This window comes from Pseudomonas sp. SK3(2021) (assembly GCF_016772375.1).
GTDB lineage: Bacteria > Pseudomonadota > Gammaproteobacteria > Pseudomonadales > Pseudomonadaceae > Aquipseudomonas > Aquipseudomonas chlororaphis_I.
Genome location: NZ_CP061943.1, coordinates 4,145,925 through 4,161,301, shown reverse-complemented (window position 1 = coordinate 4,161,301; position 15,377 = coordinate 4,145,925). Strand labels below are relative to the sequence as shown.

Annotated in this window: 17 protein-coding genes and 1 pseudogene; 9 read left to right on the top strand and 9 right to left on the bottom strand. The window is 64.4% G+C overall.

The features are described 5' to 3' along the window. Positions 1 to 333 (top strand): annotated as a pseudogene (locus IF690_RS18185) (MerR family DNA-binding protein); the annotation flags it as partial. A gap of 37 nt (positions 334 to 370) precedes the next feature. On the opposite strand, the gene IF690_RS18180 reads toward IF690_RS18185, so the two are convergent. Further along, complete coding sequence (locus IF690_RS18180; protein ID WP_202696794.1) at positions 371 to 1,909, bottom strand: MFS transporter; 1,539 nt, start codon at positions 1,907 to 1,909, stop codon at positions 371 to 373. After that, positions 1,906 to 2,403 carry a GlcG/HbpS family heme-binding protein gene (locus IF690_RS18175; protein ID WP_202696793.1) on the bottom strand — a complete coding sequence of 166 codons (498 nt, stop codon included), beginning with the start codon at positions 2,401 to 2,403 and terminating at the stop codon, positions 1,906 to 1,908. Before IF690_RS18175 ends, IF690_RS18180 begins: the two co-directional genes overlap by 4 nt. 122 nt (positions 2,404 to 2,525) lie before the next feature. Here IF690_RS18175 and IF690_RS18170 point away from each other — a divergent pair, with 122 nt between their 5' ends. The 7 genes from IF690_RS18170 (at position 2,526) to IF690_RS18140 (ending at position 7,128) form a co-directional block, all read left to right on the top strand. Further along, the gene (locus IF690_RS18170) at positions 2,526 to 3,398 is read left to right on the top strand and encodes a LysR family transcriptional regulator (RefSeq protein ID WP_202696792.1); all 873 of its coding nucleotides are present in this window, start codon (positions 2,526 to 2,528) and stop codon (positions 3,396 to 3,398) included. Positions 3,399 to 3,538: 140 nt separating this feature from the next. Continuing rightward, positions 3,539 to 4,192 carry a hypothetical protein gene (locus IF690_RS18165; RefSeq protein WP_202696791.1) on the top strand — a complete coding sequence of 218 codons (654 nt, stop codon included), beginning with the start codon at positions 3,539 to 3,541 and terminating at the stop codon, positions 4,190 to 4,192. Between the two features lie 19 nt (positions 4,193 to 4,211). Next, positions 4,212 to 4,604, top strand: a complete 393-nt coding sequence (locus tag IF690_RS18160; protein ID WP_202696790.1) for a PAAR domain-containing protein — start codon at positions 4,212 to 4,214, stop codon at positions 4,602 to 4,604. A 2-nt stretch (positions 4,605 to 4,606) separates the two neighbouring features. Continuing rightward, a complete protein-coding gene (locus tag IF690_RS18155) occupies positions 4,607 to 5,176 on the top strand; it encodes a DUF4123 domain-containing protein (protein ID WP_252189496.1) in 570 nt (189 codons plus the stop codon). Continuing rightward, positions 5,169 to 5,552: a hypothetical protein gene (locus tag IF690_RS18150; protein WP_096374730.1), complete on the top strand. Its 384-nt coding sequence runs from the start codon at positions 5,169 to 5,171 to the stop codon at positions 5,550 to 5,552. Before IF690_RS18155 ends, IF690_RS18150 begins: the two co-directional genes overlap by 8 nt. Further along, positions 5,549 to 6,388, top strand: coding sequence for a Tox-REase-5 domain-containing protein (locus tag IF690_RS29055; RefSeq protein ID WP_286673829.1), 840 nt, complete (start codon positions 5,549 to 5,551; stop codon positions 6,386 to 6,388). Before IF690_RS18150 ends, IF690_RS29055 begins: the two co-directional genes overlap by 4 nt. 17 nt (positions 6,389 to 6,405) lie before the next feature. Further along, positions 6,406 to 7,128, top strand: coding sequence for an Imm52 family immunity protein (locus tag IF690_RS18140; RefSeq protein WP_202696789.1), 723 nt, complete (start codon positions 6,406 to 6,408; stop codon positions 7,126 to 7,128). A gap of 52 nt (positions 7,129 to 7,180) precedes the next feature. Here the strand turns inward: IF690_RS18140 and dhaL are convergent, their stop codons facing one another. The 7 genes from dhaL to IF690_RS18105 form a co-directional block, all read right to left on the bottom strand. After that, on the bottom strand, positions 7,181 to 7,825 hold the full coding sequence (dhaL, locus tag IF690_RS18135) for a dihydroxyacetone kinase subunit DhaL (RefSeq protein WP_202696788.1): 645 nt from the start codon (positions 7,823 to 7,825) through the stop codon (positions 7,181 to 7,183). Between the two features lie 3 nt (positions 7,826 to 7,828). Continuing rightward, on the bottom strand, positions 7,829 to 8,830 hold the full coding sequence (locus IF690_RS18130; protein ID WP_202696787.1) for a dihydroxyacetone kinase subunit DhaK: 1,002 nt from the start codon (positions 8,828 to 8,830) through the stop codon (positions 7,829 to 7,831). A gap of 132 nt (positions 8,831 to 8,962) precedes the next feature. Further along, positions 8,963 to 10,069, bottom strand: a complete 1,107-nt coding sequence (locus IF690_RS18125; protein ID WP_202696786.1) for an MDR/zinc-dependent alcohol dehydrogenase-like family protein — start codon at positions 10,067 to 10,069, stop codon at positions 8,963 to 8,965. 39 nt (positions 10,070 to 10,108) lie between these two features. Further along, positions 10,109 to 10,867, bottom strand: a complete 759-nt coding sequence (locus tag IF690_RS18120; RefSeq protein WP_202696785.1) for an SDR family oxidoreductase — start codon at positions 10,865 to 10,867, stop codon at positions 10,109 to 10,111. 128 nt (positions 10,868 to 10,995) lie between these two features. Further along, complete coding sequence (locus IF690_RS18115) at positions 10,996 to 12,018, bottom strand: substrate-binding domain-containing protein (protein WP_202696784.1); 1,023 nt, start codon at positions 12,016 to 12,018, stop codon at positions 10,996 to 10,998. A gap of 50 nt (positions 12,019 to 12,068) precedes the next feature. Next, on the bottom strand, positions 12,069 to 13,070 hold the full coding sequence (locus IF690_RS18110) for an ABC transporter permease (protein ID WP_202696783.1): 1,002 nt from the start codon (positions 13,068 to 13,070) through the stop codon (positions 12,069 to 12,071). Beyond that, a complete protein-coding gene (locus IF690_RS18105) occupies positions 13,067 to 14,554 on the bottom strand; it encodes a sugar ABC transporter ATP-binding protein (protein WP_202696782.1) in 1,488 nt (495 codons plus the stop codon). The genes IF690_RS18110 and IF690_RS18105 overlap by 4 nt, the downstream gene beginning before the upstream one ends. A 284-nt stretch (positions 14,555 to 14,838) precedes the next feature. On the opposite strand from IF690_RS18105, the gene rpiB reads away from it, so the two are divergent. Continuing rightward, positions 14,839 to 15,300 carry a ribose 5-phosphate isomerase B gene (rpiB, locus tag IF690_RS18100; RefSeq protein ID WP_202696781.1) on the top strand — a complete coding sequence of 154 codons (462 nt, stop codon included), beginning with the start codon at positions 14,839 to 14,841 and terminating at the stop codon, positions 15,298 to 15,300. Positions 15,301 to 15,377: the final 77 nt, after the last annotated feature.

The window sequence follows — 15,377 nt, the reverse complement described above, 5'->3', positions numbered from 1 at the left end:
CAGGTCCAGCGCCAGGCCAACGGCTACCGTCGTTACCCGCCGCAGATCCTGCAGACCCTGAAGATCATCCAGTGCGCCCAGCAGGCCGGGTTCAGCCTGGACGAGCTCAAGCAACTGCTGCCGGGTTGCGAGTCGAGTGACCTTGACCATCAGGCCTTGCTGCAAAGCCTGGAGGGCAAGGTCGGGCAGATCGAGGCAATGCAGCAGCACCTGGCCCGGAGCAAGGCGCAACTGCTGGAGATCATCGACAGCATCCGCAACCGCCCGGAAGGCATGGACTGTTCCGAGAACGCCGAGCGGCTCATGGCCTCGATCAAGGGCGGGCAGCCCTGAGCGGTGATCGAGCCATGTCCGGCAGTTGCGTCTGGTTTCACTCCACGCCCAGCGTCAAAGAGCGCGGCTGCGGGATGGGGTTGCGCATCAGCGTACCCACCGTCACTGCCGCCAGCAGCGCCAGGAGGCCGGCGACCCAGAGCACCACGCCGAAGCCGTCGACGAAGGCCTGGCGGGCCAGGGGTTCGATGAGCCCTTTCGCGGACTCGGGCAGCCGTGCCAGGGCCGCCGGCATGTCGCCGGCCACCACCCGTGAGGCGATGGCCTGGGCCTGGTCGAGCCATGGCGCGGCGCTTGCGCCCAGGCTGGCGTGCAACCTGTGCTGGGTATGGCTGCCGAGCAGGGCGCCGAACACGCCGATGGCCAGCATGATGGCGCTGAAACGCATGGTGGTGCTCAGGCCCGAGGCCATGCCGGCGCGGTCGCGGGGCACGCAGGCCATGATGTTTTTCTGCGTGTCGCCGTTGAGCAGGCCGGCGCCGGCGCCGGTCACCGCGATGGCCAGGGCGAAGTTCAGGTAGCCGCCCGCCTGCACGGCCCAGGCCGCGAGCAGGTTGCCGCAGCCGACCAGGGTCAGGCCCGCGGCCATCAGGGTCGCCGGGGCATAACGCGTTGCCAGGCGCACGCCGATGCGTGGGCAGATCAGCATGGTCAGGGCAAATGGCAGCATGCCCAGGCCCGAGGCGATGGCCGAGAAACCCAGGCCGTTCTGCAGGTAGAAGGGCAGCAGGGTCATCATCACCTGGGCGCAGCCGGCGTAGGCGAACATGCCCAGCAGGGCACCGATAAAGCGCGGATGACGAAACAGCCGCAGGTCGACCATGGGCCGGCGCTGTACCCGCTCGATCAGCACGAACAGCCCGAGCAAGGCCATGCCGGCCAACAGCCGGGTGTAGGTCAGCGGGTGGCTCCAGCCGATGCGGTTGGCTTCGATCAGGCCCCAGATCAGGCACAGCAGGCTGGCGCTGAAGGCCAGGCTGCCCCAGGGGTCGAGGCGCGCGGCCTGGGTATCGCGGGACTCCGGTATCGCGCGCAACACCATCAGCACCAGCAGCCCGCCCACCGGCAGGTTGAGGTAGAAGATCCAGCGCCAGCCGATGAACTCGGTGATCAGGCCGCCGACGGTCGGCGCGGCGGTCATCGCCACCCCCATGCAGGCCCCCCAGAACGCCCAGGCCTTGGCCCGTTCGAGCTCGTCATGGAAGGTGTGGCCGATGGTGGCCAGGGCCGAGGTCAGCAGCAGCGCCGCGCCGACGCCCTTGATCGCCCGGGCGATGTCGAGCAACAGCACGTTGGGCGCGGCGCCACAGCCGAGCGAGGCGAGGATGAACAGCCCGAGGCCACAGAGCAGGGTGCGCTTGCGACCGAAACGGTCGGCCAGGCTGCCCGCCGGCAGCAACAGGGCGGCGAAGGCCAGCATGTAGGCGCTGACCACCCATTCGATATCGGCGAAGTTGGCCCCCAGGTCACGGGCGATGCTCGGCAGGGTCACCGCGACGATGTTGGTATCGAGCACGATCAGCGAACAGACCCCGGAAGCGGTGAGCAGGGTCAGGCGCGGGCTGGCTGGCCTCATGGCTGCCCCCGTTGACCCAGTGTGGCGAGGGCGGCCTGGGCGATTTCATCGTCGTGGGCCGGGGTGTCGGCGCTGATGCCGATGGCGCCGATCACCTGGCCGTCGACGCGGATCGGCTGCGCGCCTTTCATCATCAGCAGGCCCGAAGTGATGGCTGCCTGGCGCCCGCCGTTGATGGCGTTTTCCAGGTCGCCGGAAGGACGCTTGAACAATGCCGAAGTGCGCGCCTTGCCCTGGGCCAGTTCGATGCCGGCCACCACCGGCGCCCCGTCCATGCGCGCACTGAGGATCGGCCAGCCGCCGTCGTCGACTATCGCCACGGCGCAGGGCCAGCCCTTGGCCGTGGCGGTTTCCTGGGCAGCCTTGAGCAGTTGCTGGGCGGTGGCGAAATTAAGGATTGCCTTCTGGGCAACGTCGGCATTTTTCTCGGCGGCGAAAGCCGTCGGTGCGCTGCAGCAAGTGATCAGGGCCAGAAACAGAGGTTTGACGTGCATGGCTTGGGCTCTCTACTGTGAAGGTCCGGCCAGCTTATCCCGGGCTTTCGCCGAGTCTGTTAGGCGAGCTGGAGCACTTCATTACCTTTGAGCTAACGCAGCCCTCTTGAGCTAACACACCTATGGACATCCGTCATTTCCGCTATTTCCTGGCGGTGGCCCGGCAACGCAATTTCACCCGCGCCGCCGAACAACTGGGCATCGCGCCGCCCACCCTGAGCCGGCAGATCCAGGACATGGAACAGGCCCTGGGCACCCGCTTGTTCGTGCGCCAGCAACGCGAGGTCAGCCTGACCGAGGCTGGCGCCGCCCTGGTGCGCGAGGCCGAGGCCACGGTGCGCCAGTTCGAGTTCGCGCAACGCAATGCCCAGCGCGCCGGGCGCGGCGAGATCGGCCATATCGAGTTGGGCTACGTGGCCTCGGCGGTGTATTCGGGGCTGTTGCAAAAACAGCTGCAGCGCTTCAGCCAGGCCTGCCCGGACGTCAGCCTGAGCGTGCGCGAAAGCCCGATGGCGGCGTTGCCCGGATTGGTGGCCGAGGGGCGGTTCGACATCGGCTACATCCGCTCGCCCATGACCCTGCCCGAAGGGGTGGAGGCGGTCCGCCTGGATGCCGAAGGTTTTGTCCTGGCACTGCCCGCCGAGTCCTGGCTGGGGCGCTTGCCCGAGGTCGCCCCGGCCCACCTGCACAACGAGATCTTCGTGCTTCCGGAACAGATCAGCGGCACCTTGCAGGTCGCCGCCGAGGGTGGTTATGCGCCGAAACTGGGGCCGCAGCCCGGCGGCCTGGTGGCAGTGCTGGCCCTGGTCTCCCTGGGGCAGGGCGTGGCCGTGGTGCCGGAGTCGGTGGTCGGGCACGTGGGGTTGCCCAATGTGTTGTACCGGCCGATCCAGGGCAGTGCGGCGTCGTCCTGGCTGTCGCTGATCCACCGCCGCTTCGAAAAGGCCCCGGCGGTGGCGCGGTATATCGAGCAGGTCAGAGGCCGATGCTCTTGAAATTTCTTGTAAAGAATTCGTCGGAGCCCGTGGGCACAAGGCTTTGAGCGCAACTGCGCAACTTCTTGCGCAATTCATCGTTGCTAGAGTGGCGGACTCAATGGCGCGACCGACTGATCACGCCGCTTGGAGGAAGCAGGATGGCTCGATTTCAAGGACTGAGATCCTCAATTCGTCTTTATGGCTTGGTCACCGTCACAGGCATTCACGATCATCTTGCCTTGGATCCGGTGCAGATAAACTGCGTCGGCGACCCAGATGCACCCATCGTTCGAGTGTTCATTTCCCGGTTGGACGCGGAGATTTACCTGCGTTCTTCCCATCTGCGTCACTACCGTGTGGTGCCACTTCGGCTGTTCGATCCTACCCAGCTTCTCAGCCACGCCGATGGCTGGTTGAAACTCAATATCTGCCTGGGTTTTGCGGCCCAGGGCGACTGCCTTCTCAGCACCGATCAACAGGAAATGATTCCGGTCGGGCTGACCGCCTGGACCCGACCCGTCCTGGATGATCAGGGCTACTACCTGCAATGGTCGGATACGGAATTACCCGAGTACCTGCTGAGCGCCTATGAAAGTGTTGGCGTGCCGGACTACAACCGGCAACTCAACGAACTGGACGATTGGACACCCGCCACCTTGGAGCGGATTGTCGCTGAAGCGCTTCAGATGTCGCCCCCCGTCAAAGCGCCTGGTTCGATGGCCAGCCAGCTCGCATTGTTCGATGTGGAGGATGCCTGTTGGCGCTTCGGCCTCTTCCAGATCGATGGTGTAGGGACAACATGCGCTACCTAACGGATGAAGGAGATTGCCAATGAGTGGAAAACCTGCGGCGCGCGTCACGGATATGACCGCTTGCCCATTGCCCGGGCACGCCAGCAACCCGATCGTCTCGGGTTCGCCTGACGTATTGTTCGATGGGCTCAGCGCAGCGCGGATGACGGACACGACGGCTTGCGGCAGTGCGCTGGTCAGCGGTGTGGTTGCCAATGTGCTGATCAATGGATTGCCGGTCGCGACCCTGGGTACGACCGGCAACCACGGGAATGTGGTGGTGAGCGGGTCGGGAAGCGTGATCATCGGGCAGCAGGTCAGTGCTGCGACGGGCGCTCCAGTGGTCAAGATTCCCGGGCTTTGCCTGTCGTGCCTGTTGGCGGCCGCACAGCGCAATGAAACCTTTGTCCCGCTGCAAAGCCTGGGGAACTGACCATGAGTGCTTCAGGCAATGGGAGTCGACCTGATCCGAATGTTCTGCAATTTCGCACCCATATCCGTCATTGCCTGGAACAGCATCCTGAAACCCGGCTCTATGTGCTGGTGGATGGCGCTCGTTACATGACCCTGGAGAACCGTCTGGACGCGGCCGGGGCGGCGATCCGCGTCGAGTGGTTGCTGGCCGCTACCGAACTGGACGAAATCAGCCGTGGGGGGCCGGTACTGGTTGAGTTCATAGGGGATAGTGCCGAGGCCTCGCACCTGCTCGACTGGCTGATCGAGCGGGACCAGAAGTCGCCGCTGGTTTCGTGGCTGTGGAGCGAGCGCTCTTTCGAGGCATTGAGCAACCACCTCAAATCCCATTTGTTCACCCGCCTGCCGGATGGCCGGAGGGCGCTGTTTCGTTATTACAACCCGATCGTCCGGCGTGGCCTGGAGGCTGTCCTGGACAGTGAGCAGCGAATGGCCCTGATGTTGCCGCTCGATCGCTGGCAGATCTGGCAGCCACTGGTGCTGGCGTACCAGACGTACTATCGGGTCGGGCAGGAGGCTCGCCATGCTTGAGTTGACGGCAGACCAGCTGAAAGCGCTGGAACAGGTTCGGCAAAATGAGGTGATCGAGAAGATCATGCTCGAGATACGCCAGTACAATCCTCAGTGGCTTGAGCAGAAAGGGCAGTGGCAGACCATCCAGTACCTCAAGGACTACCGGGAAAAAGCCTGGGCCCTGCAAATCGAAGAGCCTGATACGGTTGAGAGCTTCATGCGCTTTGGCCTGCAATTTCCCGGTTTCGAAGAAACACCCGGATTTATCCGGTGGATGAAAAGGCCGGTAAACGACACCCCGGAGCAGCGTTTTCACGATTATGAAAGCGTCATGGATTTCGTCCAGGGGCAACGGGCCTGGCGGGCCGCACTCAAGACAGGGATGCCTGAATGACCAGTTTTATTTCCGGATCCGTCGCCCAACTGGCGCCTCCCATCAGCGGCGGGTTGCGTATGCCGTTGCCTCGCACCGGGCCGAGGCTGCCCTTCGATATACCCATGCCCGCGCCGACCCGGTTACCGATGCCGCCGCCCCGGCCGTCGCCGGTGCCACCGCCACCGCCGGAAGTGGTGCCCCGGCCGCTACCGCCCCCAAGGCCCATGCCGCAACCGATGCCGTTGCCCAAGCCCGAGGCCTTGCCCAAGACGGATGCGCCGGCCAGGCCCCGGGACCGGACCCAGGAGGCCGAACGGGACTGCAAACGGCAGAAGAAGGACTGCGTGAAATGCCCTCCCGAAGACGGGCATATGTACATTCCCGTCAATGGCAAGGGGCACAGCATGAGCGACCTGTCGAGCCGCTACCAGCAGTGGGTGACCAACTTCCCGTTTCCCTGGGAGTGGCTGTGGAGTGGTACTGATTGGGATGGTTTTGTGAAAAACCGCTGTACCTTGCAAGAAGCCAAGGCCAACTACGAATTCTTCATCTTCCTCGGTTTCAAGTATCCGAAGGCTGCCAAGAACGTTGAGAAGGACCTGATCGTGAAGGCGTTCAAGCAGGCAGACAAGGCCAAGCCCAGCCCGCCGGTGATGCTCGAGTGGCATTTTCTTCAGCGGGTGGTTTACGAGTATTGCTCCGAGAAATACGAGGAGGGTGGGCTCACCAACCTGAAGGCTTATTGGAACCCGATGCCCGGCACCAAGGAGCATGAGGAGTACCAGAAAGTGCGTCGCCAGGAGGAAAAGGAGCTGGAAGAGTTCTACAAGCAAAACCCAGACTTAATGGCCTGAGACCGGATGGAGTGCTCATGGATACGTTCAAACGTTTCAATTTCAAGCTGAGCTTCGATAAGCAGAAGATTGCCCAGGTCACCGAGCAGGAACAAATCGACAGGAGCCTGGCCTTTCTCAGGGCGATAGGCGAGATCGACCCGATCCTCAAGAACTGGTTCTTATGCGCCGAAGGCAAGGATGATGGCCTGACGCACAATGTGCTCCTCGACCCGAACAGCCTGCGGCGGGAAATAGCCTCCTGGAAAGACTCCGACTTCGACGTCAACGACATGAGTTTTGTGCTGTGGAACGGGATATCCGACCCACTCAAGGGCGGGCTTTCGCTCACCTATCACGCACGAAGCGGCGGTTCGCTGCCCGCGGGTATCGAGCTTTCCGAAGCCGGGACATTGGTCCGTTGCCTGCAGGATCCACGGCAGGGCATTGTCGAGCTGATGAACGCGGCGGTCGATCTCTGGCCGGAAATTTCCTGGGGCGTGGTCGCTCCTAACGAATATTTTCGCAAGCAACGGGTGTTCCAGGACCGACAGACCATCGGCTGGATCGGCTATTGCCCGCACCCGCTGTCGGCGGCGGATTTTCCGGAGGTCGCCGAACTGCGCCCCACTCGATCGAAGGGCACCATCGTCGTTTCCTGCCCCGGCATCATGGACGAGAAGAACGTCCAGCATGTGCAGGTGGTGGGTGACACCGATATCAAGCTGGTGGAGCTCGGGCTTTTGCCTGGGCGCTATTGAGTCAGCCCGGGCAGGCTCGCTTTTGCAGGAGCGAGCCTGCTCGCGCGGTGCTTCAGATCAGGCGCGGTTCCACCGAGTCCGCCAACTGCGTGAGGATCAGGCAGCAGGACACGGCGCCGGCATCCAGTGCCCCCAGCGAGCGCTCGCCCAGGCGGCTGGCACGGCCGATCTTCGCCACCAGGTCACGGGTCGAATCCCGGCCCTGGGAGGCCGCGCTTTTCATCCGCTGCAGGGCCTCCTTGAACGAGGCGCCGCCGGCCGCGGCCTGTTCGAACGCCTCCACGGCGGGAATCAGCGTATCCATCAGGCACTTGTCGCCCACCCCGGCGTCGGTGATGTCCTGCAATGAGGTCAACCCGCCGCGCAATAGCCGGGCGAAGCGGGCGGCATCGATCTGCTGGCAGCCGCGGACTTCGTCGGCCATGCCGATAAACAGGCTGCCGTAGAGCGGGCCCATGGAGCCGCCGATGCCTTCCATCAGGCTCAGGGTCAATTCGTCGAGGGCCTCGGCCAGGTCCGGTTGGCGACCGGCGAGGGCCCGGCCGCAGTGGGCGAAACCCTTGGCCATGTTGATGCCGTGATCGCCGTCGCCGATGGCGCCGTCCACTTCGCTGAGGTATTCACGGTTGGCGACTATCACCGTCACCAGGTCGTTGACGATGGCGCCGCCGTCGAGGCTGGAAAAATGCTGGCTCATGGTTCACTCCGCCTGGGTCATGCCGATGGAGCGGCAGGGTTGGTCGATCAGGGTTTTCAGCTCGGCATCCAGGCCCAGCAGGGTCAGGGTCACGCCCATCATTTCCAGGGAGGTGAAGTAGTTGCCGACATAGCAGCGATGGATCTTCAGGCCCCTGGCCCGAAGTTGGCGCTCGACTTCGGCGTAGAAGATATACAGCTCCATCACCGGCGTGGCGCCGAGGCCGGAGACCAGCACCACCAGGCTGTCGTCGCGGCTGAAGTCGCGATCGGCGAGGATCGGCGCGAGCATGCGCTCGGCCATGGCGGCGGCGGACTCGACCGGCACGACCTGGATGCCGGGTTCGCCATGGTGGCCGATGCCCAGCTCCATCATGCCGTCGGCGATCTGGAAGTTCGGCTTGCCCACCGCGGCAATGGTGCAGGGCGTGAGGCCGACACCGATGGAGCGGCACTGGTCGACGGCCTTTTGCGCGACGCCGATCACCCCGTCCAGGTCATAACCTTTGGCCGCCGCCGCGCCGCCGACTTTCCACATGAAGATCTCGCCCGCCACGCCGCGGCGTTTGCCGATCTCTTCACGGGGCGCGGAGGCCACATCATCGTTGGCCACCACGGTGCGGATCCGCATGTCCTTGCTGGCCGCCATTTTCATCGCCAGCTTGACGTTCATGTTGTCGCCGGCGTAGTTGCCGTACAGGCAGGCCACGCCCGCGCCCTGGTCGGCGGCGCGGAAGGCGTCGAAGAAGCTTTTGGCGGTGGGCGAGGAGAAGATTTCGCCGACCGCCACGGCGTCCACCAAGCCGGGGCCGACATAACCGAGAAAGGCCGGCTCATGGCCGGAGCCGCCGCCGGTGACGATACCCACCTGGTCGGCCTGCGAGAGGTGGCGTTTGCGGATGACCCGTGGGTTGGCCTCGTATTGGGCCAGTTCGGGGTGGGCCACGAGTATGCCTTGCAGCATGTCCTCGACCACCTGGTCCGGATCGTTGATCACTCGATTCATGACGCGGTTTCCTTGTTCCTGTTAGCTGCACGGCTGTGCAGTGAATCGCCGGCAAGCTCGCCTCCCGTGGAGGGAGTGGGAGAGTCCGCGGGGGCGGGCTTGTCGGCGAACCGGTTGGAAGGCAGTGGTGCCTCAGGGCTTGAGCACCACCTTCAATGATCGGTCGCCGCGCTCCATCACCGCGAAGGCCTGCTTGAAGTCGGCCAGGGCGAAGGTGTGGGTGACCACGTCGCGCATGTCGATCTTGCGCTTGCCGATAAAGTCGATGGCCCGTGGGTACATGTAGGGCCCCAGGTGCGAGCCGAGCACATCCAGCTCCTTGCGGTCGCCAATGATCGACCAGTCCACCGTGGCTTCGTCGTTGAACACGCTGAACTCAACGAAGCGCCCGAGCTTGCGCAGCATCGCCAGGCCCTGGTTGACGGCCTTGTGATGACCGGTGGCTTCGATATAGATGTCGCAACCGTAGCCGTCGGTGATCGCGCGAATCTTCTCCAGCACGTTCTCCTGGGCCGGGTTCCAGACTTCATCGGCGCCCAGGCGCAGGGCCAGTTCGGCGCGCTCGGGCTTCATGTCGAGGACGATCAGGCGCTTGGGGTTGCGCATCCGGACCGCGCCGATGATGCCCAGCCCCAGGGTGCCGGCGCCGGCCACCACCACGGTGTCGTCGAAACCGACATCGGCACGCTCGGCGGCGTGCAGCGAGCAGGCCAAAGGTTCGATGAGGATGGCTTCGTCCGGCGGAATCTCGTCCGGCACTTTGTGCACGATGCCTTCCTTGGTGAAAATCATGTACTGCGCCATGGCGCCCTGGACATTGTTCTGGAAGCCGTACAGGTCGTGCTTCTGGCACATCCAGTACTGGCCGTGGTTGCAGAAGCGGCAGCCCCAGCACGGCACTATCTGTTCGGAGATCACCCGGTCGCCGACCCGCACCCCGCGTTTTTCCGCGCCCGGCCCCAGGGCCACCACGCGGCAGACGAACTCATGGCCGGGAATCATCGGCGGCTTGACGTAGCGCGGCTGCTCGGCGTCGCCCCAGAAGGAGGGGGCGCCACGGTAGGTCTTGATGTCGCCCATGCAAATGCCGCACAGCTCGACCTTGGTCAGGATTTCGTCCGGGCCGGGTGTCGGCACCGGCACCTGTTCCAGGCGGTAGTCTTCGGGGCCATGGCAGACCACGGCCTGCATGGTGCTGGGAATCTCGGGTGACAGGTGTTCGGCGGGCAAGGTGGACATAACGACGGGCCTCACTGCAAGAATGGGAGTAACGCTCGATTACTGGATGCTGTAGCCGCCATCGATCACCACGTTCTCCCCGGTGATCATCTGTGCGGCGTCGCTGAGCAGGTACAGCACCAACCCGGCGATTTCCTCGGGCTGGGCGAAACGGCCGACCGGGATCTGTAATTTGGCCCGCTCGCCCAGTTCGCCGGCCCAGGCCTTCTTGCCCAGGGCGGTCTCGACGATGGTCGGCGAGATAGCGTTGACGTTGATGCCGTGGGCGGCCCATTCCATGGCCAGGACCTTGGTCATGCCCACCACCGCGGCCTTGCTCGCGCAATAGGCCACGTGCCGGTCCAGGCCGATGACGGCGGCCTGTGAAGCGAGGTTGACGATGCGTCCGCTGCCTCGTTCGAGCATGTGCCGGGCGCAGGCCTGGGCAACGAAAAAGCTGGCCTTGAGGTTGATGTCCAGGGTGGTGTCCCAGGCGCTTTCACTGACTTCCAGGGCCTTGTCCAGCAGGGCGACGCCGGCGCTGTTGACCAGGAAATCCAGGCGCCCGAAGTACTCGGCGACCCGGTCCACGGCATGCTGCACCTGGTCCAGCTGGCGCAGGTCGAGGGCCAGCCCCAGGTGCCCGCCGCCGAGGCGCGCGGCGATCTCGACGACCTCCGGGTCGCGATCCAGCAGCGCGACCTTGGCGCCGCGCTCCACCAGCAGCGTGGCGCAGGCCAGGCCGATCCCGGCGGCGCCGCCGGTGATCACCGCGCAGCGGCCGCTGAGGTCGAAGGCCTGATCCCAGAATCCGGACATGATGTTGACTCCTGTATGGCGAATGAGTGGCTGTAGGAGCGAGGCTTGCCCGCGATGGCGGATTCATGGTCACGCATGCGTCGACTGGAAGGACGCCATCGCGGGGCAACCTCGCTCCCGCAGGGAAGTTATTTGCTGCCGGCGACCTGCTGGTACAGCGCATCGGCGTTGGCGTTGGTCACCGGCACCCACGGCAGGATGTACAGCTTGTCGGTGCCGTCGGCCCATTTCACGTCCTGGGCATAACGCTCCCAGATCACCGACTGCGGCTTGTAGTCCTTGCCGGCCAGGGTGCGCAGGGCCACGTCCAGGGCACCCTGGGCCTGGGCCTGGGCGTCTTGCAGGAAGGTGGTGATGTCGCCTTTTTTCGCCGCCTGGATCGCATCCGGCATGCCGTCGATGGAGGTCACCGGCACGTCGCTCGGCGACAGGCCGCGGGACTTCACGGCCTGCAGGGCGCCGAGGGCCATGTCGTCGTTCTGCGCGATGATCCCGGAGATGCCGCCGTTGGGGTGGGCATTGAGCCAGTCCTCGGTCAGCGACAAGGCCTCGGCGCGGGACCAGTTGGCGGTCTTCATTTCGATGACCTTGATCCCGGAGTTCTTCTTCAGCACTTCCATCTCGCCTTTCTCGCGGTCGATCTGTGCCGACTGGCCGATCGGGCCCTGGATGATTGCCACGTTGCCCTTGCCCTGGAGCTTGTCGACCATGGCCTGGGCCTGCAGGCGGCCGCCCTCGACGTCGTCGTTGCCGACATAGGGCACGCTGGCGCTGGCGACCTTGGTATTGGAGGCGATCACCGGAATGTCGTTTTCCTGGGCGCGGGCCACGGCGCCGACGCCGGCCTTGGTGTCGATCGGCACGAAGATGATCGCGTCGTAGCGCTGGGTGACCATGGTTTCGATCTGGTTGTTCTGGGTCAGGGCGTCGTAGTTGCCGTCGAACACGGTGATCTGCACCGTGCCGTCCTTGACCGCCGGATGCTGTTTCAACTCGCGTACCCAGTTCTGCATGAACTGGCCCTTGAGGCCGTAGACCGCGGCGCCGATCCTGTAGGTCTTGCCCTCGGCCAGGGCCATGCCGCTGGCGAGCAGGGAGGCCGTGGCCAGGGCGAACAGGGAGGTGCCAAAGGGGGTAGGGGAACGTTTCATGGGGAACTCCGTTATTGTTGTAGTCATGGCCATGGAAAGGACGGGGGGATTCAAGGTTTCTTCTTGCGCCAGACATCGATGAGCACCGCGAACACGATGATCAAACCCTTGGCGACTTGCTGGTAATAGGAGGACACCCCGAGCAGATTCAGGCCGTTGTTGATCACGCCGATCAACAGGGCGCCGAACAGGGTGCCGACGATGCTGCCGGTGCCGCCGGAGAGGCTGGTGCCGCCGATCACCACCGCGGCGATGGCGTCCAGTTCGTAGGACGTGCCGGCCTGGGGCAGGGCGGAGGTGGTGCGGGCCGAGAGCACCACGCCGGCCAGGCCCGCCAGCAGGCCCGAAACCACGTACACCGAGAACATCACCTTGCGTACGCCGATCCCCGAGGTGCGGGCGCTCTTTTCGTTGCCGCCCACGGCGTACACGTAGCGGCCGTAGGTGGTGTAGCGCAGGACCATCCAGAAGATCAGCGCGACCACGGCGAAGATCGCGACCGGCACGCCCACCGGGCCGATCTTGCCGATGCCCAGGGCCAGGTAGTTTTCCGGCAGGTCGGTGACCGGGCTGCCGTCGTTGAGAATGAAGGTCATGCCGCGGGCGATGCTGAGCATGCCGAGGGTGGCGACAAAGGGCGGGATCGACAGGTTGGCGACCATGAAACCGTTGACCATCCCGAGCATCGCCCCGGCGAACATCCCGGCGCTGACCGCGGCCAGCAGCCCGTAGCCCTGGGTGGCCACCAGGGCGCTGCACAGGCCGGCGAAGGCGAGGATCGAGCCCACCGAGAGGTCGATGCCCTTGGTCAGGATCACGTAGGTCATGCCCACCGCGAGAATGCCGTTGATCGAGGTCTGGCGCAGGATGTCCATCCAGTTGCGCCAGGTCATGAAGTACTCGCTGGCGAAGGCCATGACCACGCACAGCAGGATGAATACCAGCGGCAGGCCGAAGCGGTCGAGGGCCAGGCGCAGGCGGCTGCGGGGTGCCGGGCCGACGGCGGTGGAGGTGGGTGTGGCGGCGGGGGTGACAAGGGTCTTGGCATTCATGAGGCGAGACTCAGCAGGGCTTCCTGGGAAAGAGCGGTATCGGTGCTGATGGTGACCAGGCGGCCGCCCTTGAACACTGCGATGCGATCGCTCAGGTGGAGCAGTTCCGGGGCTTCGGAGGAGACCACTATGGCCGCGCCGCCAGCCCGCACAAACTCGTCCAGCAGGTGATAGATCTCCTGCTTGGCGCCTTCGTCGATGCCCCGGGTCGGTTCGTCGCACAGCAGGCACACCGGCTGGGTCGACAGGCACTTGGCGAGTACCACCTTCTGCTGGTTGCCGCCGCTCATGGAGGCCACCGGCAGGTCCAGGGAGGAGACCTTGATCTGCAGGCGCTTGACCATGTCCCGGGCCAGCGCCTGTTCCTTGCGGGCGTTGATCAGCGACCAGCTCGACAGCCGCGGGTAGGCCGACAGGGCAATGTTGGAAAGGATGCTGGCGCTGAGCACCAGGCCGCTGTCCTTGCGGTCTTCGGTGACCAGCGACAGGCCGGCGCGAATGGTCGCCGCCGGTGCGCCGACCGGCAGCGGCTGGCCTTGCAGGCTGACCGTGCCGGCGTCGGGCTCGGTGAGGCCATAGAGGCAGTTGAGGAATTCGCTGCGGCCCGAACCCATCAGGCCGTAGATGCCGAGAATCTCGCCCTGGCGCAGTTGCAGGCTGATGTCCTGGAACTCGCCGTCGCGGCTCAGGCCCTGGACTTCCAGGCAATTGTGCGCCGCGCATTCGCGCCCGACCTTGTGGTCGATGCGTTGCAGTTCCTGGCCGACGATGCCGCGCACCAGGTGGGCGCGATCGATGTCGGCCATGCGCCCGCTTTCGACGAAGGCGCCGTCGCGGAAGATGCTGTAGTCGTCGGCGATCTGCGCCAGCTCGCTCAAGCGGTGCGAGACATAGACGATCCCGGCGCCGCGGGCGGTGAGGCGGCGGATGGCCTTGAACAGGGTCTCGGCTTCGCGCTCGCCGATGGCCGAGGTCGGTTCGTCCATGATCATCACCTGGCAGTCATGGCTGAAGGCCTTGGCGATTTCCACCAGTTGCACCTGGGCCACGCTCAGGCGGTGCATGGGGCTGTCGGGGTCGACCTCGAACTCCAGGCTTTCGAGCAGCTCGCGGGTGCGCCGCTTGAGGGCCTTGCGGTCGACGATGCAGCCGGCGCGGCGTGGTTCGCGGCCGAGCCAGATGTTCTCGGCGACGCTCATGTAGGGAATGGGTTCCAGTTCCTGGGTGATCATCGCCACCCCGGCGGCCAGCGCCTCGCCGGGGCGGCTGAACTGCACCGGGCGGCCATTGAGCGCAATGCTGCCGGCGTCACGCTGGGTGATGCCCATCAGGATGCTGAGGAAGGTGGATTTGCCCGCGCCGTTGCCGCCGCACAGGGCGTGCACGCTGCCGGCGCGCAGGGCGAGGCGGCCATCGCGCAGGGCAGGGATCCCGGCATAGGCCTTGGCGACATGTTCAGCCTGGAGCAGTAATGGCGTGGCCATCGGCGTGTCCTCGTGCTGTGAATTCTTATTAGGTCGCAGAGTCATGTTTCGCTGTGATCATATGTGTATCAAATGAAATTCTGATCAGTCAATCTCTTTCAAGGTAAATCTGTATCGGCGGTCATTCATGCTTTCGTAACCCTTTGTGTAGGGCTTTGACTCGGCTGTCAGGTAAATCCTGCTTGACAGTAAGGGGGTGAATGCTTGAGAAATGACTGAACAAAGTTTCATACAGTGATCATATGATCAGTCTTGCTCTCACCCAGACAGCGGAGCGAAATGCCATGAACACAGCCTTTTCAGTGGCCATCGGATGTGATGAAGCGGGTTTCGAACTCAAGGAGTTGCTCAAGCGCCATATCGAGACCCTGGGCCATCCGGTGGAGGATTTCGGCACCCATTCCCTGGAGCCGGTGCTCTATCCGGACATTGCCCTGGCGGTGGCCACGGCCATCGGCGCCGGGCATCACCGTCTGGGGGTGCTGGTCTGCGGGACAGGCATCGGCATGGCCATCTCGGCCAACAAGGTGCCGGGCATCCGCGCGGCCCAGGCCCACGACACCTATTCGGCCGAGCGCGCACGCAAGAGCAACGATGCACAGATTCTCTCCATCGGCGCGCGGGTGGTGGGGGCCGAGCTGGCCAAGAGCATCGTCAAGTCGTTCCTCGAGTCGGAGTTCGAGTCCGCGCGCTCGGGGGTCAAGGTCGAGCGGATCAACGCCATCGAGCGCGATGGCCACCGGTAGGCGCCGGCTGCCGTGGAGCGCGCTGCCCATGGGTCGGAACCGGCTGTAGACGCGACCTGCATCGACTAGAGAGAATG

Coding starts and splice junctions, on each gene's coding strand:
- IF690_RS18180 (WP_202696794.1), bottom strand. CDS start 1,909: ATGAGGCCAGCCAGCCCGCGCCTGACCCTGCTCACCGCTTCCGGGGTC.
- IF690_RS18175 (WP_202696793.1), bottom strand. CDS start 2,403: ATGCACGTCAAACCTCTGTTTCTGGCCCTGATCACTTGCTGCAGCGCA.
- IF690_RS18170 (WP_202696792.1), top strand. CDS start 2,526: ATGGACATCCGTCATTTCCGCTATTTCCTGGCGGTGGCCCGGCAACGC.
- IF690_RS18165 (WP_202696791.1), top strand. CDS start 3,539: ATGGCTCGATTTCAAGGACTGAGATCCTCAATTCGTCTTTATGGCTTG.
- IF690_RS18160 (WP_202696790.1), top strand. CDS start 4,212: ATGAGTGGAAAACCTGCGGCGCGCGTCACGGATATGACCGCTTGCCCA.
- IF690_RS18155 (WP_252189496.1), top strand. CDS start 4,607: ATGAGTGCTTCAGGCAATGGGAGTCGACCTGATCCGAATGTTCTGCAA.
- IF690_RS18150 (WP_096374730.1), top strand. CDS start 5,169: ATGCTTGAGTTGACGGCAGACCAGCTGAAAGCGCTGGAACAGGTTCGG.
- IF690_RS29055 (WP_286673829.1), top strand. CDS start 5,549: ATGACCAGTTTTATTTCCGGATCCGTCGCCCAACTGGCGCCTCCCATC.
- IF690_RS18140 (WP_202696789.1), top strand. CDS start 6,406: ATGGATACGTTCAAACGTTTCAATTTCAAGCTGAGCTTCGATAAGCAG.
- dhaL (WP_202696788.1), bottom strand. CDS start 7,825: ATGAGCCAGCATTTTTCCAGCCTCGACGGCGGCGCCATCGTCAACGAC.
- IF690_RS18130 (WP_202696787.1), bottom strand. CDS start 8,830: ATGAATCGAGTGATCAACGATCCGGACCAGGTGGTCGAGGACATGCTG.
- IF690_RS18125 (WP_202696786.1), bottom strand. CDS start 10,069: ATGTCCACCTTGCCCGCCGAACACCTGTCACCCGAGATTCCCAGCACC.
- IF690_RS18120 (WP_202696785.1), bottom strand. CDS start 10,867: ATGTCCGGATTCTGGGATCAGGCCTTCGACCTCAGCGGCCGCTGCGCG.
- IF690_RS18115 (WP_202696784.1), bottom strand. CDS start 12,018: ATGAAACGTTCCCCTACCCCCTTTGGCACCTCCCTGTTCGCCCTGGCC.
- IF690_RS18110 (WP_202696783.1), bottom strand. CDS start 13,070: ATGAATGCCAAGACCCTTGTCACCCCCGCCGCCACACCCACCTCCACC.
- IF690_RS18105 (WP_202696782.1), bottom strand. CDS start 14,554: ATGGCCACGCCATTACTGCTCCAGGCTGAACATGTCGCCAAGGCCTAT.
- rpiB (WP_202696781.1), top strand. CDS start 14,839: ATGAACACAGCCTTTTCAGTGGCCATCGGATGTGATGAAGCGGGTTTC.